Here is a 23,081-nt window from a genome sequence, read left to right as displayed (position 1 = left end):
CAGCGATCTTGTCATGTGTGTGTGCAGACAAAAAATACTTGAGTAAAAAAATATCAATAATCTTACAAAGTTACAAAAAGAAAAACGAACATCCTGCACAAAAAAGTGACGAATTAATGCAGAATCCCATCGATCATCGTATGAACACGACTAAACTTTCGAGACATTTCCTCATCATGAGTGACCACAAGAAGAGTTGTTCCAAGCTCTCTCGAGAGCTCAAAAATAAGGTCGGCCACAATTTTAGAATTCTTCGAGTCGAGATTCCCTGTAGGCTCATCGCACAATAAAAGCTTAGGACGCAATGATAGAGCGCGAATCAGATTGATACGCTGCTGTTGCCCGCCAGAGATTTCATATGGGTAACGCTTCAGGCACTCAGCGACCCCTAAGGTCTTGGCCAGTGAAAGAATATACTTCTTCACCTTTGACACGTCATGTCCCCCTAAGCGTGCCGGTAGAAGTATATTTTCTAAACAAGTAAGGGATGAAAGTAAAAAGTGAAATTGGAAAACAAATCCTATTTTGGAATTGCGATAATTTGCTAGCTTCGCATCATTCATTTGGCCAATATTTAAGTTATCGACAGTAATTTGACCGGAAGTAATATTCTCTAGGCCACCAATCAAATATAAAAGAGTCGACTTCCCACAACCAGATGAACCTTTGATAACACATTGTTCACCCTGAGATAGTTCGAGATCAACACCCTTTAGGATATGTGAGTTTCCAAAGTCTTTGTAAACATTCGATACATTTAAAACTGCCATTTACGAAAACTCCTCTCTTAGACCTTGGGCCATTGATTTTGAATCTAGTCTTTTAAGTACTATAAAAGTTAAAAATATAATAAAGATAAATGAAATAAATCCAACAATAAAAATATCTCTTAATGACAAGAATAGCTCAATGCGATTTAGGTGGTAGACATCTGTTGGCAGCGAGAAGATATCAAGCGTCCCTAAAAGATAGTCAAAGATTTCAACACAAATAAGCGAGCCCATAAAGGCAAGAAACCAGATCCCAATATTTTGAACTAACCATAGAGTTCTAAACTTCTTAGGAGAAAGTCCAATTGCGTAGAGTAAAAATATTTCTTGCGAGCGTCTTTCCTTAGAGAAAATAATAAAAGCGAGACAATTAAAGATGGCCAAAACAACCACAATTGAGAAGACAATTGAGATCATATACTTTTCAAATTCAACTGCTTTTAGGAATGTTGCAAAGTCACTCCAATACGGAGCGATGCTGTATTCATAATAGAAGACACTCTTCATATCAGCTACCACTTCATTAATCTTAGCAAGACTTCGGTACTCAGGCTTTAGCCTTAGACTCATTAAATTGATTCGATCCTTAACCCCAAGTAGAGTTTGAATCTTTTTTAAGTTCACGTAGACGAAACGACTTCGATATTCGTGAATTTTAAAAGTCTTAATATCTTTAATCTTTAAGACGGCATTTGTTGGTAAGTATCGCTCACCTAATTTCCCTGCAGAAAAACTAAACTTCAGAGTATCACCGACATTAACTTTTAAATCTTCTGCAAGAAGATCACCGATAATAACTTCATTCTCTTGTGGCTCAACAAGGCCATTATCTAATTGATTGATTTGTTCATTAACACCAACAACAAAGACGGCCTTTCCCTTTTCGTCTTTATTAACAAACGATTGAGTACGAAGCATTGGTATCTTTGTTTCGATTGGAAAATTATTAAGATCTTTTTGTTCGTTTTCGTTTAACTCAAAAAAACCATTTGTGGCCGTAAGAATAATTTCGCCACTTCCTGCATTGAGAGACTTTTTAAGAGTAACTCCAAAGCCGTCCATGAGTGCCAAACTACAAAGGATAACAGCTAAAGAAAACATTAGGCCGAGTATTGTGGCCGTTATAAAGTAGCGTGAAGATCGATCACGAAAGAAAAGTAATTGAAAATCTTTAAACAGATAGAAAAAACTCAATTTACTCTTCCTTCATCCCATCAACTGACCATCTTAAGTAGGCATCCATAAAACCATCGATATCACCATCTAAAACTTTTTCAGCTTGTGATGATTCAAAATTAGTTCTGTGGTCCTTAACCATTTTATACGGGTGTAAAACATAAGAGCGAATCTGCGCTCCCCATCCAATTTCTTTCTTGTTAGCTTCTTCTTCGGCAGCTGCTGCTCTTTGCTTTTCTAGCTCTAACTCATATAAACGAGACTTAAGAACTTTCATTGCCTGAATTTTATTTTGCAGCTGTGATCTTTCATTCTGACAAGTAACAACTAAACCAGTTGGATAGTGTGTAATCCTAACAGCAGAGTCAGTTGTGTTAACCGACTGTCCCCCTGCTCCACCTGAGCGGTAAACATCGATTCGAATATCTTTATCAGCAACTTCAATTTCAATATCGTCATCCACTTCTGGAGAGACAAAGATTGAAGCAAATGAAGTATGGCGACGATTTGCTGAATCAAATGGAGAAATACGAACAAGACGATGAACACCTGTTTCCGATTTTAGATTTCCGTAGGCGTAATTACCTTCAATCAGCATCGTGGCAGATTTAATTCCTGCACTATCACCATCTTGTACATCAAGAACCTGAACTTTAAAATTCTTATGTTCGGCCCAGCGATTAACCATTCTAAAGAGCATACTTGCCCAGTCACATGATTCTGTCCCACCGGCACCAGCATTGATACTAACGATAGCATTATTTGAATCGGCATCGTCAGAAAGAAGTACCTTCAGTTCTGCCTTATTGAATTCATCGACAAATTCATCAGAAATTTCAATCGCACCAGTTGCAGAGTCTTCATCTCCCTCAGCTGCATACTCAATTAAAATTTCGAATTCATCATATAAGTCTTTTAATTTTGTATAAGTATTAACGACATCTTCTAAAAGGTTTTTTTCTTTTTGAACTTTGGCAGCGTTCTGATTGTCGTCCCAGAAGCCAGGCATGGCCTCCATATCTTGAATTTCACTTATGCGTGCTGACTTTTGGTCAACATCAAAGTGACCTCCTTAGACTAGCAAGCTTATCATCGTAACTTGCCATTAGTGATTTCTTCTCACCAAGGGCTATGCGAGTACTTTCTTCCATCTCTACTTTCCTATTTCTTCTGCCTAGATTTTTTAATTTTAGTTAGAATCTCTTTTTCAAGAGCTTCCATGATTTCTTCTTCCTCTTGCGAGATTTCGTGATCATATCCTAACAAATGAAGAAGTCCGTGACAAAATAAGTGAATAACCTCTTGCTCAAGTTCAAGGTCAAACTCTTTTGCTTGCTTTGCTGCTACATTGCGGCTGATGATAATATCACCAAGCATTACAGGTCCAGGAAGAACGAAATCCGTACTGTCTGGACGCAAGCTCTCATACATAGGAAAAGAAAGAACATCTGTCGTTTTATCCTTACCTCGATGATCGCGATTAATTTGCTTCATACGAGAGTCGCCGCAAAAGTGAAGATCCACTTCTATCTCTTCGTGAACTTTCTTGTCTAAACAAGTGTTCTTTGAGTAAAGAAAATTGCTTAAGACAACAAGTGAGTCTTTTAGCATATTTTCACAGGCCTTAAGTCCCCAATCACTTCTAGAATTGTCAGCTAAGTTAACAATAAGTCTTGATTTGTTCACTTGAATAGTTGCGCTATGGGCCATTATTTCCAATCTCTTTTTAAGGGTGTATTATTCTGTCTTAGGTTACATAGATTATATTACCAAGGCAAAGTTATGTCACTAAGCGAAATGGAAAGATTAAGAGAAGTTGTTGCAAAGTTAAGAGACCCTAAAGATGGTTGTCCATGGGATCTCGAACAAACTCACAAGTCCCTTTTAAAATATTTAATGGAAGAGTCTTATGAGTTCATGCATGCAGTTGAAGATGGTAACTACAAAAAAATGGAAGACGAATTAGGTGATGTTCTTCTCCAGGTAGTCCTTCACTCTCAATTAGCAAGCGAAGAGTCTAAGTTTGATCTTAACTCTGTTGCCAAGACAATCGCTGATAAAATGGTAAGACGCCATCCACATGTCTTTACAGACAATAAGGCCAAGGATGTTGCAGAAATTAAGCAACGCTGGGAAGAAATTAAGAAGGCCGAAAAAGCAAACGAAGAAAGCCTTAAGAAATATGAAATTTGTAATGAACTCCTCTCTTTTCCGGCCCTTACAAGTGCTGCAAAAATTGGAAAGAAAACGAATAAAATAAACTTTGACTGGGAAGATTACACGCAAGTAATGTATAAAGTCGAAGAGGAGTGGCAGGAGCTAAAAGAAGAACTCACTCCTGGGCGCGAGCTCAATAAAGAAAGAGTCCAAGAAGAAATGGGAGATCTTTTATTTTCAGTTGCACAACTTGCAAGACATCTCGATCTTGATCCAGAAATCACATTGCGAGAAGCAAACTTAAAATTTAAAAGACGCTTTAATCAACTTGAAGACATTGCCAGAGAAGAAGGCATTGTTATTCGTGAAAGCTCTCAGGACGAACTTGAAACTCTCTGGTCTCGCGTTAAAGAAATCGAAAAAAGTAACTAGTTATGAAAGCATCACCTATTAAGCTAAAAAAAGAATTTATCACTCTAAAAAAAGATAAGCGTCTTTATCAAATGCCTTGTCCTGTTGTTGGACTAACTGGTGGCATTGCAACAGGAAAGTCGACGGTATCTAAGGTATTACGTGATAAAGGCTTCCCTATCATCGATGCAGATGCTCTTGTAAAAGAAGTATATAAAACACAAGAGTCTCTTGAGCACTTACAAAATTATTACCCAAGAGTTATCGAAGAAGATGGCACAATCAACTTTAAATTACTACGCGAATACTTTTTCCAAGACATTCAAATTCAAAATGATATTGAAAGCTTAATCTACCGTCAGCTACCGGAAGCTTTCTTAAAAGCTTTTAAAGACCTTGGTTCTCCAAAAGTTGTGATCTACGATGTTCCTCTTTTATTTGAAAAGAATCTCGACTCTTTTATCGATCACAAGGCCGTTGTTTACTGCCCACGTGCAAAGCAAGTTGAGCGCCTTATGGCCCGTGACGGAATTGAAAAAGACCTAGCCTGTAAAATTCTAGCAAAGCAAATTGATATCGAAGAAAAAGCAAAGCTTGCTGATACTGTTATCGATAATTCAGGTCAACCTGAAGATTTGAATTTAAATATGTTTCTTGATCATTTTGATTTATAGAAATAAAAAAGGCTCCTTACGGAGCCTTTTTTCATAGTATTGGATTACTGTCAGCGACAGTGTGTTCGATTTCGCCATTTTGACTACGAAGGTTTTGGAAACTGCCATATAGTCCTCGAAGAGATGAGATAAGCTGCTCATCTTCTTCCTGAGCAAAACGTGATAGATGCTGAGTTTGTGTAGCAACATCATTAATCTCATTTCTAATTGCTTTGAAAGTATCTTTAATAGCACCAACATCAGGTACTTCTTTACTATCCATAATGATTTGAACTTTAGAAAGCCCAACATCTAGCTGTGTTGAAACTTTTGAAAAACTTCCCAGTGTCGAGTTAAATTCTTTAAGTTCACCAGCAAACTTCCCTACCGTTGCGTCACTTGCAACTCCACGTTGGATTTGATCGATGATTTGAGAACTTCTTGCTCTAAATAATTCAACCTGTGACTTTAGCGATTTAAATTGATCACGAGATCTTACAAGTCCTGCGTAAGCGGCCTTATTCTCATTAATAATTTCGACAATCTCACCTGAGCGAGTCGCTAATTCAATTTCTTCATCAAATAAACGATTTGTCATTTCGATCATATAACGATTCATTTCTTCAAACTTAGCTCTCATCTCGACAACTGATACAATTTTATCTTTTGCTACTTTGAATTTATTAATGGCATCTTTTTGTAAATCTTTTTGACCTTCAAAAATAATTCTAACGTCATCAATAATCTTGTATTGTTCAAATAAGTTATTTTCCAAAAGTTCAATTTCTTTTAAGAATGAAGCTTTCTGCATTAAGAAGTGATCATTAACCTTTGTGAATTTTTCATAGACATTATCAATTCCTGCTGCAGAAAAATCTTGTTGCAGCTTTTCTCTAAACTCACCATTGAATTTATCCTCAATTAGAGCATCTAGAGATTTACATACAGGAGAAACAACTGACTTCATTTGATTAGAAAGTGTCTCTTCTAAGCTTCTTAATGGATAGAAAATAACCATAATACGTTTTTGATCTGCGTACTCTACTGGAGAAACATACATTTCAAATGGTGCTGCCTCGCTAGAGTTTTCTGTTTTAACTTGAATCTGATAAATCCCTGCTACACCGTCTCTTACAGCACTTATTGCAGGATCGTTTTCACCGAGGTTTGTAAAAGTACTTAAGTAATCCCAAGTAATACTCATATCTTTTTTAGCACTATCGATTCTCCAGTGCTCATAGAATAAAGAGTTTGCCCAAACAGCATTAAGATTTGAATCAAGAAGTAGTGATGAGAAAGGCATTGCATCTTGAAAGATCGAACCAAAACTCATTCTCTTGTGAATATAGCCACGATATTTTTCAATCTCTTCTTTAAACGGATGTGACCAATCTCCTTTAAGAGATGCTTTTACTGGTATTACTCCATCCTTAATAAGATCAAGTGAAGTTGCTTCAAGCATTTTCTTTGCTCTTTTTTCAGAATAAGCAAACATAAAAAGTCCACCAGTAAAGATTGTTATTAAAATCCCAATAATTGCGACAAGTCCATAAAGAGTCGTTTGAGAAGTTTGGTTTAATTCAATTTTTTGATAAGTAAGCTTTGGCCCAAACTTCTCACTCCATGCAAGATAGCTCTTATTTGTCGTCTTCCAAATACTATCAAAGTCACGAAGTGTATTAAGAGATTTTTCTAAAAGATTTAATTCAGTTCTTAAAGTTCCAAGGCGAACAACAATTAGATTCTTGTCTTCATCAGAAAGAACTGATCGCATTGTTACTTTTTCCATATAGTCTACATCACCTGCTATCGATGCATGTAGGCGTTTTAAATTCCCGTAACTATAAAAATTAGAACTCTTAGTTGTACCAACTGAAATTTTAGTTTTAATTTTATTAGAAATTCTAGTTAGTGTTCTCCACTGATTATGAACAACAAAGTTTTGGAAACCAATCATCTTCGTTCTAAGAACATTAATAAGTGTTGATTTGTTTGCAGAAGTTGTAATGTCATCTAACTTCTTTCTAAGCTCAGAAAAGTTATTATCTAGAGCTTCATATTCTGTAATGCTTACGATTTCATTTAGTTCTTTGATTGAAGTTTCAAATCTTTCAAATTCAGATGTCGCCTCTTTTGTACGATCAACTCTTACCAACTCTTTAATATCTTCAAGAGTATTGGAATTCTTCACCTCTTCAAATTTAGAAGTTGATTCGTAGACCATTGTCATGCGATCAAAATTAGCAGGGCCATTCTTCCAAAAGGACCAAACACCGAAGGAAATAAGTGCTGTCGTTAGAATAAGAGAAACAGAGAAATAGATAAACAACGGCTTACTGAAACGAAGCTTCATTATAGGTCTCCTAAATGTCGGAATGGGAAAATCACTTCCATATGTTAACGGTCCTTCACATCCTGTGAACGTAAGAAATTTCTACATCTATTATGCAATTTTTTAATTGAATTTTAAAGGCTTAATTAATTTATTTTATAGGCAAACAAAGGCCCTTTATTTGAAAGGGCCTGAGTAAAAAAGTATGTTTTTAAATATTGAATTGTGATTAGCTAACTAGTTCTTCATAACCTTCGAACATAGTTTGTAACTTAGCTTTAAGCTTCATTACTGCTTGAGTGTGTAATTGAGAAACACGAGATTCAGTTACATCTAGTACCTGACCAATTTCCTTAAGGTTTAGATCTTCGTAGTAGTAAAGAGAAAGAACAAGTCTTTGCTTTTCTGGAAGTTGCTCAATTCCCTCTTTAATTTTGTCTCTGAAGTTTTTATTTGAAACAGCAGTGAATGGATTCATTGCTTTACTGTCTTCATTTAGTCCGGCCATTGCACGCTTATCATTGCGATTAAATGTCGCTGAGTCATCGATATTTAGAATAGAAACAGACTTCGCCTTATTTAGCATTGTGTGAAATTCTTCTTTAGAGCACTCTAGCTCTTTACACATTTCATCATCAGTTGCAGGACGGCCTAGTTCAGATTCTAGCTTAGAATATGCACGGTCAATTAACTTTGCCTTCTCTCTTACAGAACGAGGTACCCAGTCTTGTGAACGTAGTTCATCTAGGATAGCTCCTCTAATTCTAAATTCGGCATATGTTTTAAACTTATTATCACGTGAAGGATCAAATTTCTCGATTGCATCCATTAGCCCAATAACACCACATGAGATTAGATCATCTAATTCAATATTTGATGGTAGGCGTGAAGCAATTTTTTGCGCAATATACTTAATTAGTGGAGCGTATTCCACTACGATCTCATCTTTTACTTTTGGATCTACAGTTGATCTATAGTCTTTTAAATTCTTTAATTTTTTGGCCAACGATGACATCTCTCTCACTCCTTGATTAAGCTAGTTGCTGTGGGTTACTACCAGCATGACTGAATCCTTTCAGCAATGCAGGCGCGACTCGACTAGTACTGTCCTCGTCGGTAAATTTATTAATGATGTTAGTGTAATATTTCGAAAGGGAATTCTTTTCCGTTTTCAAAAGTGCGTGATCAAATTTGTCAGATGGAATCTCTAAATTCTTCACACCACCTAATACACTAAGATTAGCTTGCATAAAGCTAGCAACAGTATCCACTAGAGACTTAACAACTTTTCTATACTGTTGATTTGAATCAACTCTATTTACAATGAGGTGATTATTTTTAATTTGATATTTTTGATTTAGAATTTTAATTAAGGCATATGTATCTGTGATTGAAGAACGGTCAGGATTAACAACCATAAAACGATAATCAGCATAGGCCTGTAGATTTATCGTCTCTTTATTTACTCCTGCAGGGCAATCAAGAATAACATGATCATATTCACTTCTATGGGCCGCGATAATATCAATAATAAATTTATCGTGCTCAAAGCTAGTATCAAATAAATCACTATTACCATTACAACCACTTAGAAGGTGGATATTTCCAAGCTTGTATAGACATTCATCAAATGACTTTTCTAAAGATAGTAGTGAATAGAAGTTATCGTTTAGAGGTAGTCCTAATTTAACGGCCGTATTTGAAAGATTATAATCACAATCGATTAAAAGAACTTTCTTGCCTTTAGCACTTAGCTCGTTGGCAATCATTAAAGCAGTAGTAGTCTTCCCTACACCACCTTTACCTGATCCAACTGCAATAATTTCACATTCTTCATTGAGGTAATTAAGAGGGGTTTTAACATTCAATTCGCAGTCATCATCACTACGGTGTGACAACAACCATGTTGAAAGATCGTTTCTGGACATCCTGTCTCCTAAACAAAACTTAAAAATTTAATCTAATAACAAAAAAAGCTACAGCTTAAAAATACCGGCCAAAATCCTTTCGGCGGTTGCAGCTTCTAGGTCATCAGGAACAATCTCACCCGTTCCAAAAAATTTGTAAGGTAACGAATTAAAGTCAATTGCAAGATTAAAGAGTGACCCATAATTCAAGCACTGATCTAAGTGTGTTACCACTAAACCATTTGCAATATTTGCATAACGATTTAGTACTTTTCTATTATACAACTCTGTATTGATTCCCGATAGACAGATTAAAACTTCCACATTTTCAAAACTACGTCTTAATCCATCAACGAACTTCTTGATTTCATTGATTTCTTGATTTGTTGCCTTGTAGTCGATAAAAACATTTTTCTTTGTTTCTATTGATTTTCTTGTTTGTGCAACGATTTCAGAAATTGATTCACAGATATTTGATTCAACATTAAAGAACTTCTCAGAAAAAGAAGTATTATCTTTAAAGCCTGTGTTGGCCTTATTTCTGATAATTACAGAATCCTGCTTAAGAGCAGAAAGCTTAGTTAGCATTGAGCTCTGTCCACATGAAGCATCAGAAATAAGTACTGTAACAGTTTTAGACTCTTCATTATCAACAGAAGAGAAAATTGGCATTGCCGTTCTTACTTCCCCCATCATTTCTTTTAGAGCAAATTCAAAAACTGTATCTGGGTTTTCTTTTTCTTCATCAGATAATTCAAAATTTGCTTTGCGTACAACCTTTTGAATATATCTTTCTTCGATGTCTAAGCTTCTAAAGATTGTCACCATCTCTTTAACACCAAGGGCCTGAGGCTTAGTCATCCCCTGTACACTTTGTGTTAATTCAAAGATCTTCTTTTCAAGCTCGTCAATCTTATTTCTTTGAGTTTCCATTAACTCATTTACTTCTTCGTTATTTGCACGATTTTCGTGTAGAGGTTGAGATTGAACTGGTCTCGACTGTTGAACCTGTGGTCTTTCAACAATTACTTCTTCCTGAATTTCATCTTCAAGAGAGAAGTCTCCATTTAAAAAGTCATTAAAGTGTTCAGACTCAGCAATTGCAGCGGCTTTCTTTACTTCTTCACGATCAATTGAATTTAGGAAATCATCAAGTCCAGAGTTAGCTTGAGAAGAGCTTTCTTCAACGGCACTCACCTTTCGATTAAGGCCTAAACTTCCGTATCCATTTAGTGAGTTAGTTTGTGATTGTCCATTAGTGTTTTGATCGTGTGAATTTATCATATTTGCAATATAAGATGAGTTGTTTTTATAAAATGAATCTTTTTGTTCTGGATTTAGAACGTTATCTACCTTGGCCTTTTTAGTGTAGTTTTTTTCAGAAATAGCAGCAGTAATCTCAATTTTCTTCTTTTTGAAAGCGCCTTTAATTCCCTTATTAGTCTGTGTCTTAAGAATAATTGCGTCAGGTCCTAGTTCGGCCTTAATATTCGCTAATGCCTCATCTAAAGAATCTGCTTCAAATTTTCTCACGTACATCCTATAACCTCACCGTTCCAAGTGACCTAATATTCACATCCGGACTTAATTCATTATGACTTACTACAATCAAGTTTGGTATGAATTTTTCTGTCAATTTCTTAAAGTGACCGCGAATAACTGGTGAGCAAAGAACAATCATCTTTTCTCCCATGTTTGTGGCCTCCTCTATTTTCTCATTTAAACTGGCCAAAATCGATTGGGTAATTCTTGGGTCTAAAGAAACTTGTTGACCATTTTCTGTTTGTATGAGATTGCCAGCAACCTGTTCTTCTATTTTACGATCTAACGTAAATATCGGCAAATCACCATTGGCAGACTTTATAGACTCAGTGATAGTGCGGTATAGCGATTGTCTGACGTTTTCTGTCAGAAGATCTGTATCCTTGATTCTTGTTCCGTGTTCAGAAAGAGACTCTAAGATCGTACGAAGGTCTCTGATGGAAACATTTTCCCTTAAAAGATTCTGTAAGACCTTTAAAACTGCCCCAAGAGGAAGGATTTCAGGAACAAGATCCGCAACAATTTTTGGATAGTGTTCTTTGAAATTATCCATAACTCGAACAAGCTCTTGGCGGCCAAATAACTCATGTAAGTTAGTTCTTAGGATCTCAGTTAAGTGAGTGGCCAGAACAGTTGACAAGTCTACTACAGTATAACCATTAAATCCGGCATCATCTTTCTGATCTTCAGTGATCCAGACAGCAGGTAGACCAAATACTGGTTCAATTGTTTCAATACCATCAATTTGTTCAATAACACTTCCTGGATCCATTGCTAGGTAGTGATCTGGTACAAGTTCACCTTGAGCAACTTCCACACCTTTAATCTTTAGGGAGTAACCACCTGGAGCAAGCTCAAGATTGTCCTTAATTCGTACAGAAGGAATAATCACACCCCAATCTAGTGCAAATTGCTTTCTCATATAAGTGATACGCTCAAGAAGGTCACCATTTTGAGATGAGTCCACTAGATTAACTAGTCCGTAACCAACTTCAAGTTCAACAAGTTCAAGATTAAGAAGATCTTCAAGTGATTCAGGAGTCGACTTCTTCTCTTCTTCAACAACTGACTCTGCAGCAAGTTGTGTAGCTTCAATTTCATTTTCCATTTTATTTGAAACATAAAGTAGCGCTAGGCCAACAGTGATAAATGGTAGTTTTGGTAGTCCTGGAATCATTGCAAAGATTAGAAGTACACATCCTGCAATTAGAACAGCTTTAGGGTGAAGTTTAAATTGTTTACTCATTTGAGCGCCAAGATTATCTTCACTTGTATTTCTTGTTGCAATAACACCGGCAGCAGTTGAAATAATTAGAGCTGGAATTTGAGAAACAAGTCCATCCCCTACTGTTAGAAGTGTATATGTTTCAGCAGCACTTCCAAAGCTCATTTTATACTGACCAACACCTACGATAATTCCACCGATGATATTAATGGCCGTAATTAAGATACCTGCAATGGCATCCCCTCGAACGAATTTCGAAGCACCATCCATTGACCCGTAAAAGTCTGCTTCTTCAGCAACTTCAGCACGTCTTCTCTTGGCCTCTTCATCGTTAATAAGGCCAGCATTTAAGTCAGCATCAATGGCCATCTGTTTACCAGGCATTGCATCGAGTGTAAATCTTGCACCGACTTCAGCTACCCTTCCAGCACCTTTTGTGATTACCATAAAGTTGATAATAACAAGGATGATGAAAACGATGATACCAACAACAAAGTTCCCTTCAACAACGAATTCACCGAAACTTCTAATGATCTCACCGGCAGCACTCGTTCCTTCACTTCCTGAACGAAGTAGAATGTTACGAGTTGAAGCAACGTTAAGAGAAAGTCTAAATAATGTTGTCACAAGAAGAACTGCAGGAAATGTTGAAAAATCCAGTGGTTTTTTAGTATAAACAGAAACTAAAAGAATGATAATTGCGAATGATAGTGTAATTGCTAAAAGTAAATCGAGTACCACTGGAGGTACTGGAATAATCATAACAGCAAGAACTGCTAGAATACCGATCGCGACTGCGAGGTCTGAATTCTCTGTTAATACTTTTAATCTTTTAAAGATATCATCCATGATATTTTCCTAAACTCTAATTAGCTAATAGCTTTTTGCTTCTTCTTAAGCTTATAAACAAACGCTAGAACTTCAGCGACTGCTTTATATAAAGTACGTGGGACTCCTTCCCCTACTTTAACTGATTTATATAGTGCTCTTGCTAAAGGAACATTTTCAACAATTGGAATATTATGTTCTTTAGCAATTTCTCTAATTCTTAGTGCCAGGTGATCTGCACCCTTCCCAACGATACCAGGAGCAATCATCGTCTCTTGATCATATTTAATAACGATAGAAATGTGAGTTGGGTTTGTCACGATAACATCAGCTGATTGAATATCGGAAAGCATTCTCTTTTGTGCTTGTTCTCTTTGAATTTGACGAATTCTTTGTTTAACTTCAGGTGATCCGTCTTGCTCTTTAGACTCTCGTTTTGCTTCTTCTTTTGTCATCATAAGCTTTTTCTTATGAGCATATTTTTGGTAAGCAAAATCCCCTGCTGCAACAACAATAAGTCCTGCAAGAATAGAGTAACCAAGTTTAACAAGAATATCCTTACCAATCACAAAGGCTTGAAAGAAATCTACGTGCAGGAAACCTACAAATTGCGTAATATCATCTTTCATATATAAGTAAACAATTCCTAAAACAATGATAAATTTGAAAACACCTTTAATCGCCTCAACTACTGCCTTCATTGAAAATAAATTTTTTGTTCCCTTAATTGGATCAATTCTTTCAGGTTTAAATTCTAAAACCTCAGGTGCATAGATAAATCCAATTTGAGCAACATTTGCTATAATTCCGGCACATAATGAGACAAGACATACAGGAGCTGCACAGACGAGAGCTGTTGTAGCAGTTTTGTTTGCAATTGTTTTAAGAGATTTTTCAGTAAAGGCCATTTCTGGATCAAGGTGCATAATCCATCTAATAAATTCTTCCATCTCTTGATAAATAAAAAGTAAAGAAAGGGCCAGTGTCATGATACAGGCGGCCAGCACTAACACACTAGTTAGTTCCTTCGAGGACGCAACCTCACCCTTTCTTCTCGATTCGTCAATTCGATGCTGGGAAGGGTCTTCCGTTTTTTCTTGATCTGTATCTTCGGCCACGACTTACCCCTTAAATGATAAAGTTAAACCACTCGCCAAGTCTTTCCGTATACATTCTAAATGCTACTTGAAAGAACTCATCGCTTGTTGCCGTAAATACTAGTAGACCTAAGCCAATATTAACGACAAAGCTAACCATAATGATATTCATCTGTGGAACAGTACGAGCAATAATTCCTAAAACCGTACTGATGAGCATATTTGTAAAAATTAATGGTGTTGCTAGCATAATTGCAGCAATAAAAATTGATTTGAATGCTTCGATATAGAAGATGTGTGATTTTGCAAATACACCAAAATCATAAATATGAATTGAATAAAAAGATTGAAAAATCCCTTTAAACATTGGTAGTAAAGCACCTGATGAAACAACCATAACGAGAACAGTCCATTGTATTAGCCTTTCGAAAGGACCTACTTGCTGACCCGAAGAAGGATCGAAGTAGCGAATGGCCGCAAATCCAATTTGCTGGGTAATGATACTACCTGCTGACAGGAAGATACCCATAATTGATTTTACCAAATATCCGATTATCAATCCAATAAGTGTGTAAATAATAGTGAGGGCCCAGAACTGATCCTTCCCCACATACATAATATCTTTGATAACTTCACCCTGAATATATGGGTAGAAGCAAAAGCTCATCACTAGCGTCGATAAGATCTTAACAATCATAGGGATTGGTAAGTTATCGTAAATAGGCAGTTGAAAATTAATCGCCAGCAGTCTGGTAAAAATTAACCAGAATGCAATGATTGGGACAATGTCAGTAATTTGAATTGTCATCTAACTTGGCCTACCTTCCAGTAACAAGACTTGGAATTGAAATAATTAGATCTTTCGTAAAAGTTGTTAACTGATCCGTCATCCACGGGGCAGTCAGTACAAGAGCTCCAACAATGACTAGGATCTTTGGAATAAATGAAAGTGTCTGCTCATTGATTTGAGTAACTGCTTGGAAAATTGAAACCAAGATACCCATAATAAGTGCACCTGCTAACATTGGTGCAGATATCATTAGTCCTATTGTAATTGCTTGTCTTGCGATGTCAGAAAAAAAGTCCATGATTACTCCTAATTAAACGAACGTAAAAGTGATCCAGTAACAAGTTGCCAACCGTCCACAAGAACAAATAGTAAAAGTTTAAATGGTAGTGAAATAACAACCGGAGGAAGCATCATCATCCCCATGGCCATTAGAACAGATGCCACAACCATATCTAAAATAAGAAATGGAATATAAAGTAAGAAACCAATTTGAAATGCAGTTTTTAGTTCCGAAATAATAAAGGCCGGAATTAAAAAGTGAATAGGTACATCATCAATTGATTGTGGTGCTTGACGATTTGTTACATCATAGAAAAGTCCGATATCGGCCTTACGGACCTGCTTATTCATAAACTTTCTAAGAGAACCTTCAATACGATCAACGGCTAAAGTTGTCGTAATTTTCTTATCCATATATGGCTTAACTGCATTTGCATAAATCTCTTCTCCAGTAGGCTGCATAACAAAAACAGAAAGGAAAAGTGCGAAACCAATTAGAAGTTGATTTGGTGGCATACTTTGTGTACCAATTGCTTGTCTCATGAATGACAGAACAACGATGATTCTTGTAAAGCAAGTACAAAGAATTAAAACCGCCGGTGCAAGAGTTAGTACTGTAAAGAGAATAGTTAATTCGATCGTATCAACAAGATCAACTCCCTGTCCAAAATTAACAGAAAGACCTGGAAGCCCCAGGTTAGTTGATTGTTGAGCAAAGATCGTACTTAGCCATCCCCCAATACTAAATATTAATAATGCTCTTAAAAAATTCTTCATCCAACTTCCTATTGAATTAATTTTAATAAAATTATTGTAAAGACTTCATGTCTTTAACTTTCTTCTTAATTTGTGCTGTTAAGCTAACTTTCTCTTCTTGAGTCGCTTGTCCAGCAAGACTATTCAAAATGTCTTGTTGTGATGAAGCTGTCGAGTTACTTGCTTCTTTCATATTTTGAGCAACTTCTTTCAGCTTAAATTCTTTTGAACCAGAGTTTGCCGTATCTAAGTTTGTATCAAAATTAGATCCCGTTAATGCCTTCTCACCTTCTTTAAAAAAGTCTGTTGTATCTTGAATTTCAGTTAAGAAGTCCATTCCCTTTTCAGATTGCGCCATTAGGAAAACTTGCTTTTGAACTCTAACAACTAGTAGGCTTCTCTTAGGAGCAAGATAAGTTGTTGATAGAACCTCAACCATTTTTGCGTTTGAGAAAAGACCTAGACCACCCTTTTTCAACATTCCCTTTCTAAAGAAGTTCATTAGAAAAAAGATACCTGCTGCAAATAGAGCAAAGAATCCAATAAATTTAAAAATATAAGTCGACATCTGGAATCCACCTTTTTCAACACCTGAAGAAAGATTGCTTACAGTGTCTTCAATCTGCTCATTCTTTTCTTTGGCAAGAGCTAGTAAAGACTCACTTGTCTTTTCTAACTTTACATTATTCTTATTTTTATTATTTGTTACTTCTTCTTTATCTTTTAGTAGTTTTGCAAGATAGCTTTCGTCATAAGCTTCAGCATTCTTTTGCTTAATAGGAGCTTTCTTAGCAGGAGCTGCTTTTGTTACTGCAACTTGTTTCTTATTTGCAGTGATTGGAAAGTACATTTTAATTTCATTATCACTAACTTCTAAACTTACTTTATCTTCGTTACCCTTAATGTCGTACGGGAGAATTGCACGAACGCGAGCGACATCCTTTGTAAATTGATATGCTAGAAGTTTCGTATCAAACTTTTCATTAACAGATACTTGCTTTTCAATTTTTGGCCATACGATTGTATCTTTTAATGCTACTTGAATAATATCATCTTTAATTGTTAACTCAGGAGTTGTCTCAAACTTCCCCTTAAGCCCAACTGTAACAATACCTGTTGAACCATTTTTAGTTAACTTAACCTTCCCTACTTCAACTCTAGCAAATGCATTCGTTGTCATAAGTGAAAGTGCTAAAAATAATAATTTAAGTTGTCTGGCCATGATTAGTTCCTACGTTTATCTACTACTTTAGATTTTCAATTCTCTCGATTGGCGAAATAATATCAGTTAAACGAATACCAAATTTTTCGTTTACAACGACAACTTCACCTTTTGCTACTAACTTCCCATTCACTAGAATCTCTAGAGGCTCACCTGCTAGTTTATCAAGCTCTAGTACCGAACCTTGTCCTAGTTGTAGAAGATCTTTAATGATTACTTCTGTTCTACCTAGCTCTACTGTTACTTTCAGTGGAATATCTAAGATAAAGTCTAGGTTTTGAACCTTAAGCTTATTAATGGCATCATCACCTGCTCTGATTTCATCAGCAAGTTTTTCAACTTCCATTGTGTTGAAGTTCTCTAGCCCTTGTGTTTGGTTATTTAGTTCTGTTTGATCACTCATATATATCTCCCTTAATTATTCGACTTCAATATCCATAGAAACTTTAGGTGTCTTATCAACGTGAGTTACTTGCACCGCTCGGTTTCCTTTGTATGTTCCAATAAGACACTTCAACTTTTCTACACCTTGAATTGCTCCCTTAACCTCGCTTGATGCTTCTTGGTTAAGAGGAATAATATCTCCAGTTTGAAGAGTTAAAAGGTCTCCTACAGTCATTTCAGCTTCACCAAGCTTTACAACGATCTCGGCCTTCGTATCCTTGATGTGCTCATTCATAGCACTAGTCCAGATACTATCTGCCATATCATTATCTGTTTGGTAATTTGATGAAAGCTTTTGCTTAATCGGTTCAATCGTTGAGTAAGGAACAACGATCATAATCGTTCCAGAAGCTGATTCAAATTCAACTTCAAGAGTTGTTGCGATAATTACATCTGATGGAGGAACAACACCAACGAATTGTGGGTTAATTTCAGTTCTAACGTATTGAGCATCAATACGGTGAACCTGCGCCCATGCCTCTTCAAGGTCAGCAATGGCCATATCCATAACTTTTCTCATGAAAGAAAGTTCAATCGCTGTAAATTCTTTTCCTTCGATCTTTGTGAAAGGACGATCTGTACCACCAAAGTATGAATCGATAATTGCGTAAGCAAGCTTTGATTCAAATACTAATAGAGCAGGACCTCTTAGTTCATTAAACTTCATGATACACATACACGATGGAATCGGAAGTGTGTTTACAAACTCACCAAACTTTAAAAGGTCTGTCGAGATCATCGAGATCGTCGAGATCTTTCTTAGAGAGTTTGAAAGTGATACACGAAATGAACGAATGAATCTTTCGTAGATGATTTCAAGAATAGGCATTCGCCCACGAATGACTCGGTCTTGATTTGTTAAGTCATAGGGCTGAATATTCTCGTCTTCAGCTTCATCATCGAAATCCCCACCTTCACCTAGAAAATCATCTGCGTCACCATCGTTTACAGCGTTTAATAGAGCGTCGACTTCGTCTTGACTTAAAACCTGTGCCATCGTTCCCCTCCTAGGATTTGATGATCTTGGCATCCTGCCAAAAATTAAACTTAATACTTTATATTAACTAGTTGATCTGGAAACCAACGTAGTAAACATCTAAAACTTTTCCATCAACTAAGTATGAGTTGATAGCAGATTTGATCTCTTCTTTTAGGTATTCCTTACCTTGTACTTTAAGAAGATCATTTGGCCTCTTAGAGTTCAAGATACTAATGATTGAATCTCTAATCTGAGGCTTTCTTGCCTTATACTCTTCTTCCTTCGCATTTAGAGAAAGCTTAAGAACGGCATTTAATCTAATGTAGCGTTGAGGCCCATCACCTTGTGCTAGGTTGGCCGTGAAGCTATCAAGAGGAAATAGCTTTCCTTCTTCTTCCTGTGCTTCACCAGTTTGTACAACCTCTTTATCTTGAGATTGTTCGGCCATTTGTGCCTTAACAATATCTTCCACAGACGATTGCTGTGAGATCTTTAAATGTGTTTGGTACTGAAAGTAAGCGATTACACCCATTAATACGATATTCAGTAGTAGAGCTACTGTTAGTAGAGGGTTCTTTCCACTTCCTTGGTATGAATTGTCAGCACTTCCATCTGCCATAATCTATAAATCCTTTACTTCACACAGAAAAAAATTCCTTTAAAAACTGTGCCTCGTCAAAAATTATACATCTAGCGGCCATTTTCTACAAGATAGTAAAGTATGTTCCGGAAGATTCTGCCCATTAATTTTGAAATTTTAAGACTTTATGAGGAATGTAAAAAAGTGGTGGTGTCAAAATGTCGACGTTTTTTTGACGCTGAAGAGGATCGATAGGCAAAATATGCCTCTAAAAATAAGAAAGCCTCCGTAATGGAGGCTTCTTATTATGAAACTAATTTCAAACAAAAATTAGAACATTTCCTTCCAAGCTTTACCTGGCTTGAATTTTGGAAGTGTCTTAGCTTTGATTTTGATTTTTTCACCAGTTGCTGGGTTGATACCAGTTCTAGCTGCTCTTCTTACTTTTGTGAAAGTACCAAAACCGATTAGTGAAACATCGTCACCTTTCTTAACTGCTTTCTTGATTGTTTCAAGAGTAGTAGATACGAATGCATCTGCATCTTTCTTTGTTAGGTGGCTAAGTTCTTTGTTTTTTAAGATTGCTTCTACAAGTTCTTTTCTGTTCATTTTAACTCCAAATAGTTAGTTATTTAGTTGTTGTAGAAATAGGATGAAGTTTGAAACACGCTTTGACAAGGCTTTTTAGCGTTTTTTTTAACTTTTGAAGGTTTTTTTTATTTTCATGCTTATTTTAAGTTTTTTTCTTGCCAAACTACTATTTCTTCCTCTAGTGCGATTCTCACGGCTTTTAGCCACTCTCCTTCAAGTTCTTTATGATCTTCAAGGTCTTTAATTTCAACAAAAAGTTGAATAAAAACTGGACCTAGTTGATGATAGAAAGTTTCCATTGTTGGAATATTAATATCGACAGGAAGACGATGAGCAAGCTTATCCAAGCTTTTTTCAAGCTCTAAAATCTCTTGTGCTAAATCGAAAATAGAATTGATTTTTAACAAAGATGTTAAGTGATTAATGTAAGCAGTATTTAAAACATTTTGTTCTAATAAAGAATGTGGAATATCATCGTGAAGAAAATCTTCAATTGTATAATCAATTTGTCTTGCTGATTCACGAAAGAATTCTTTGTTAACTTTCACTTGATTCTGATCAAAGAAGTTCACCATTTTAACCTCCAATGATCATATTATAACACGGAAAAATAAAAAGGCCCACCAAGTGGCGGGCCTTCATATTTAAACTGAACTTGATCAGTGATTAGATATCAAGTTTACCTTTTTCTTTAAGAAGACCAAGGATCATCTCAAAGTGAGAAAGTGGGTAAGCACCTTTAACAGGTACACCATTGATTACGAAACCAGGAGTTCCTTGAATCTCAAACTTTCTTGCTTCAGCTTCGTCTTGTGCAATTCTTTTCTCAACTGCTTCAGACTTAACATCCTTAGCAAGTTTAGTCATATTAACACCTAGATCTTTTGCTGTTTTCTTTAGGTATTTTTCTTTTAAATTTCTTAGCTTTTGCTGACCTTCTTGTGTGAAAAGAATGTCGTGAAATTTAAATGCTTTCTCTTCAGATTGAAGTCTAACAGCTTCGTAATAAGCAGCTGCGATTCTAGCTTCTGAGTGGAAAGAAAGTGGTAGGTGTTTGTAAACAAATTGAACCTTACCTTTGTACTTTTCAAGCATTGGCTTAACAACATTATCAAACCCTCTTGTACAGTAAGGACACTGAAAGTCAGAGTATTCAACTAGAGTAATAATTGCACCTTTAGTACCTCTAACTGATTCATCTTCTCTGATTTGTGGTTTTAGAGGGTTTTCAATAAACTCGTGAAGTTTCTTGTTTTCCTCTTGTTCTCTTTTCTTCGCCATTGCTTCTTTTGCGTTTTGAGCTGCAACTTGAAGAGCTTCCATAACTTCAGCAGGGTTAGCTTTAATTGCTTCTGCTAAAATCGTTGGATCATCTTTTAATGCTTTTTTGATTTCATCTTTACCTACACAACTCGTAAGTAAAACTAATGACATTACAATGCCTAATGCTTTTTTCATTACTATCCCTTTTGTTATTATGAACAAATTTCACATCAAATTATTATTATGATTTTACTTGAACAAAGTTAAATACTCAATCATCTTTTACTGAGTACTCTTTTTCCATATAGTCCAAATACTTGTTGATGGCACGCGTCTGATGACGAACGTACTTGTAACCGATAAGGTGAACTCTTGATGTATATCGTCCACTAATAAAAGATCGCATCGTTGCAAAAATACCAAATGCTGGCGTCGCAACTTTGTTATAAAGATAGCCCATGAAGAAGCCATAAGAAATAATATTGATAATAATCGTAATCCCTACAATATCGTCCTGGATTAAGGCCATGTTACTAAAGTAATCTTTAGCAATTTTACCATTCGTAAAGACTTCGTTAACCACAGAAATTACAGCATCAAAAAGAGCGTAATTTATAATTAGAATGATCATTCCAGTTAGAATACAAGTGATGGCAACGTAGATACTTTTATGGACAAAAAACATCGTCTCGAAAACCGGTTTATGTATCCTCTTGTATTTAGAAGGAACTTCAATTTGAGTTAATTTACCACTCATGCGTAGAGTTGAAGTCGTTGTAAAGAACCAATCACTAAAACTAGATAATAATCTTAACTCAGATTTAAGTTCTCCATCGAAAGAATTTACTTTTTCTTCAGATCCTAAAAAGTCCAAACAGTACTGTGCAATCTCATCAAATGGCCTAAGCATTAATTGTGCAAGAACAATTCCCGCAACAAGTAAGAAAGCAATGGAAATAATCATCCAAGGTAGAACTTCTAATAAACCAATTTGGAGGTAGTCATAAATTAATGAATCAATAATATAATCAATATCCTTACGATAAGTCGTAATATAGATAATCGTTGATTTTAAAAGTATCCAGTTGAGGATGAATCCTACAACAATTGAGATAAAAGGAATGATCGCAAAGATGAGCCCCATCTTTAAACGAAACTTGGCCTGATCATCCTTTTTAAAATCTTTAAAGGAGCCAGTGATAATCTTAAACATTGATTCTTTTACTTGTTCATAAGCTGTCATAATTACTTACTATTTCGGTTAATTTGAAAAAATTCTTAATTAATTTTATCAATCTCTAAAGAAATCCTTAATTGTCACCGATACAGGAAATAGCGTGAAAACTAATATTTGAGGATATTATGAAAAAGTTTAAGTTATTAATGGTTGTGACAATTGCTTCAATGCTTGTAACAAGCTGTGGTCAAGATTCAAAAAGCAGCAGTGGTGGTTACTACTCTGGTTGGGGTAATGGCGGAAGTGGTTCCAATACAGGATCAACGGGAATGGACTCACAAGGGCAGGCCTTATTTGATAGTCTTGTCAATGCTCAAGCCTTTAGTTGTCAGTACGGCCGATATGACAGTAATAATTTAAATAACTATGGCCAGTCTTATCTTAGACTTGGACAAAGAAGAGGAACAATTGTTGCCAATATCCCAGCAGGCTACTCATATAATAATGATGTCGTTGCAGGTCCACTACAAGAAGGAATGCTACCTAATGAATCAAACCAACACCATGTTGGAGTAAATAGTTTTGGTGATATTCTTATCATTACTAAAGTGCTTAATGGTAGTAATCTAACTGGTTATAACGTTCGCCTTTCACTTTGCTCACGTTCATTTACAGATGGCCGTTATAGCTACCCAATTATTGGAGATGATCGTGGACTACAAGGTATTGCTCTACAACAATCTGGTGCAGTTCTAGGTTCGGGAACAAATTGTCCAGCAGCAACAGTTGATTCAGCTCACTTTCAAGTTGTTGCAGCTCCATACCAATATTCTCAACCGACTCAAGGAACACTTCAAGCAGTTGGTTTAAATATTAGTTTTTCAACACCTTGTCCTTAATGA

The 23,081-nt window shown here is 36.0% G+C and carries 24 protein-coding genes; 3 read left to right on the top strand and 21 right to left on the bottom strand.

Annotated features, from left to right (window positions below):
* Nucleotides 1-113 precede the first annotated feature (113 nt).
* The 4 genes from ABMA72_RS11670 to ybeY form a co-directional block, all read right to left on the bottom strand.
* On the bottom strand, nt 114-770 hold the full coding sequence (locus ABMA72_RS11670) for an ABC transporter ATP-binding protein (RefSeq protein ID WP_392858428.1): 657 nt from the start codon (nt 768-770) through the stop codon (nt 114-116).
* Nucleotides 771-1,964 (bottom strand): ABC transporter permease, encoded by a 1,194-nt coding sequence (locus tag ABMA72_RS11665; protein WP_392858426.1) that lies wholly within the window; start codon nt 1,962-1,964, stop codon nt 771-773.
* Between the two features lies 1 nt (nt 1,965).
* Nucleotides 1,966-3,079, bottom strand: a protein-coding gene (prfB, locus tag ABMA72_RS11660) for a peptide chain release factor 2 (protein WP_392860227.1) whose coding sequence is annotated in 2 segments (ribosomal slippage) — nt 1,966-3,006 and nt 3,008-3,079 — 1,113 coding nt in all. Because the reading frame shifts where the segments join, the coding sequence is not laid out codon by codon here.
* 28 nt (nt 3,080-3,107) lie between these two features.
* The gene (ybeY, locus tag ABMA72_RS11655) at nt 3,108-3,656 is read right to left on the bottom strand and encodes an rRNA maturation RNase YbeY (RefSeq protein ID WP_392858423.1); all 549 of its coding nucleotides are present in this window, start codon (nt 3,654-3,656) and stop codon (nt 3,108-3,110) included.
* A gap of 72 nt (nt 3,657-3,728) precedes the next feature.
* Between ybeY and mazG the strand changes: the two genes are divergently transcribed.
* Together mazG and coaE are read left to right on the top strand one after the other, a co-directional pair.
* A complete protein-coding gene (mazG, locus tag ABMA72_RS11650) occupies nt 3,729-4,535 on the top strand; it encodes a nucleoside triphosphate pyrophosphohydrolase (protein WP_392858422.1) in 807 nt (268 codons plus the stop codon).
* A 2-nt stretch (nt 4,536-4,537) separates the two neighbouring features.
* Nucleotides 4,538-5,188: a dephospho-CoA kinase gene (coaE, locus tag ABMA72_RS11645; protein WP_392858420.1), complete on the top strand. Its 651-nt coding sequence runs from the start codon at nt 4,538-4,540 to the stop codon at nt 5,186-5,188.
* Between the two features lie 31 nt (nt 5,189-5,219).
* Here coaE and ABMA72_RS11640 read toward each other — a convergent pair whose 3' ends face one another.
* From ABMA72_RS11640 to ABMA72_RS11560, 17 genes are all read right to left on the bottom strand, one after another.
* Nucleotides 5,220-7,520: a hypothetical protein gene (locus ABMA72_RS11640; RefSeq protein WP_393057220.1), complete on the bottom strand. Its 2,301-nt coding sequence runs from the start codon at nt 7,518-7,520 to the stop codon at nt 5,220-5,222.
* Between the two features lie 208 nt (nt 7,521-7,728).
* The gene (locus tag ABMA72_RS11635; RefSeq protein WP_392858414.1) at nt 7,729-8,514 is read right to left on the bottom strand and encodes a FliA/WhiG family RNA polymerase sigma factor; all 786 of its coding nucleotides are present in this window, start codon (nt 8,512-8,514) and stop codon (nt 7,729-7,731) included.
* 16 nt (nt 8,515-8,530) lie between these two features.
* Nucleotides 8,531-9,427: a MinD/ParA family protein gene (locus tag ABMA72_RS11630; RefSeq protein ID WP_393057218.1), complete on the bottom strand. Its 897-nt coding sequence runs from the start codon at nt 9,425-9,427 to the stop codon at nt 8,531-8,533.
* Between the two features lie 48 nt (nt 9,428-9,475).
* Nucleotides 9,476-10,939 (bottom strand): hypothetical protein, encoded by a 1,464-nt coding sequence (locus ABMA72_RS11625; RefSeq protein ID WP_393057217.1) that lies wholly within the window; start codon nt 10,937-10,939, stop codon nt 9,476-9,478.
* Nucleotides 10,940-10,946: 7 nt separating this feature from the next.
* Nucleotides 10,947-13,022, bottom strand: a complete 2,076-nt coding sequence (flhA, locus tag ABMA72_RS11620) for a flagellar biosynthesis protein FlhA (RefSeq protein WP_392858408.1) — start codon at nt 13,020-13,022, stop codon at nt 10,947-10,949.
* 20 nt (nt 13,023-13,042) lie between these two features.
* Entirely contained in the window at nt 13,043-14,119 is a 1,077-nt protein-coding gene (flhB, locus tag ABMA72_RS11615; RefSeq protein WP_393057215.1) for a flagellar biosynthesis protein FlhB, read from the bottom strand.
* A gap of 10 nt (nt 14,120-14,129) precedes the next feature.
* A complete protein-coding gene (locus ABMA72_RS11610; RefSeq protein ID WP_392858404.1) occupies nt 14,130-14,906 on the bottom strand; it encodes a flagellar biosynthetic protein FliR in 777 nt (258 codons plus the stop codon).
* A gap of 10 nt (nt 14,907-14,916) precedes the next feature.
* Nucleotides 14,917-15,186 (bottom strand): flagellar biosynthesis protein FliQ, encoded by a 270-nt coding sequence (gene fliQ, locus ABMA72_RS11605; protein WP_021267947.1) that lies wholly within the window; start codon nt 15,184-15,186, stop codon nt 14,917-14,919.
* Between the two features lie 8 nt (nt 15,187-15,194).
* Entirely contained in the window at nt 15,195-15,944 is a 750-nt protein-coding gene (fliP, locus tag ABMA72_RS11600; RefSeq protein ID WP_392858401.1) for a flagellar type III secretion system pore protein FliP, read from the bottom strand.
* 31 nt (nt 15,945-15,975) lie between these two features.
* Nucleotides 15,976-17,145 carry a flagellar biosynthetic protein FliO gene (locus tag ABMA72_RS11595; RefSeq protein ID WP_393057213.1) on the bottom strand — a complete coding sequence of 390 codons (1,170 nt, stop codon included), beginning with the start codon at nt 17,143-17,145 and terminating at the stop codon, nt 15,976-15,978.
* Nucleotides 17,146-17,167: 22 nt separating this feature from the next.
* Nucleotides 17,168-17,548, bottom strand: coding sequence for a flagellar motor switch protein FliN (gene fliN, locus ABMA72_RS11590; protein WP_021268549.1), 381 nt, complete (start codon nt 17,546-17,548; stop codon nt 17,168-17,170).
* A 15-nt stretch (nt 17,549-17,563) separates the two neighbouring features.
* Nucleotides 17,564-18,586, bottom strand: coding sequence for a flagellar motor switch protein FliM (gene fliM / locus ABMA72_RS11585; protein WP_021267929.1), 1,023 nt, complete (start codon nt 18,584-18,586; stop codon nt 17,564-17,566).
* Between the two features lie 67 nt (nt 18,587-18,653).
* The gene (gene fliL, locus ABMA72_RS11580; RefSeq protein WP_392858394.1) at nt 18,654-19,187 is read right to left on the bottom strand and encodes a flagellar basal body-associated protein FliL; all 534 of its coding nucleotides are present in this window, start codon (nt 19,185-19,187) and stop codon (nt 18,654-18,656) included.
* 291 nt (nt 19,188-19,478) lie between these two features.
* Nucleotides 19,479-19,757 carry an HU family DNA-binding protein gene (locus ABMA72_RS11575; protein WP_021268333.1) on the bottom strand — a complete coding sequence of 93 codons (279 nt, stop codon included), beginning with the start codon at nt 19,755-19,757 and terminating at the stop codon, nt 19,479-19,481.
* Between the two features lie 119 nt (nt 19,758-19,876).
* Nucleotides 19,877-20,314 carry a hypothetical protein gene (locus ABMA72_RS11570; protein ID WP_392858390.1) on the bottom strand — a complete coding sequence of 146 codons (438 nt, stop codon included), beginning with the start codon at nt 20,312-20,314 and terminating at the stop codon, nt 19,877-19,879.
* 91 nt (nt 20,315-20,405) lie between these two features.
* Nucleotides 20,406-21,197: a DsbA family protein gene (locus ABMA72_RS11565; protein ID WP_392858389.1), complete on the bottom strand. Its 792-nt coding sequence runs from the start codon at nt 21,195-21,197 to the stop codon at nt 20,406-20,408.
* Nucleotides 21,198-21,273: 76 nt separating this feature from the next.
* The gene (locus ABMA72_RS11560; protein ID WP_392858387.1) at nt 21,274-22,245 is read right to left on the bottom strand and encodes a hypothetical protein; all 972 of its coding nucleotides are present in this window, start codon (nt 22,243-22,245) and stop codon (nt 21,274-21,276) included.
* A gap of 119 nt (nt 22,246-22,364) precedes the next feature.
* Here ABMA72_RS11560 and ABMA72_RS11555 point away from each other — a divergent pair, with 119 nt between their 5' ends.
* The gene (locus tag ABMA72_RS11555; protein WP_392858386.1) at nt 22,365-23,078 is read left to right on the top strand and encodes a hypothetical protein; all 714 of its coding nucleotides are present in this window, start codon (nt 22,365-22,367) and stop codon (nt 23,076-23,078) included.
* Nucleotides 23,079-23,081: the final 3 nt, after the last annotated feature.

Origin of the sequence: Halobacteriovorax sp. CON-3 (genome assembly GCF_043196995.1) — a bacterium.
Taxonomy (GTDB): Bacteria; Bdellovibrionota; Bacteriovoracia; order Bacteriovoracales; family Bacteriovoracaceae; genus Halobacteriovorax_A.
Note: the sequence above shows the minus strand (reverse complement) of the source record. Positions and strands in the feature narration are given on the sequence as shown.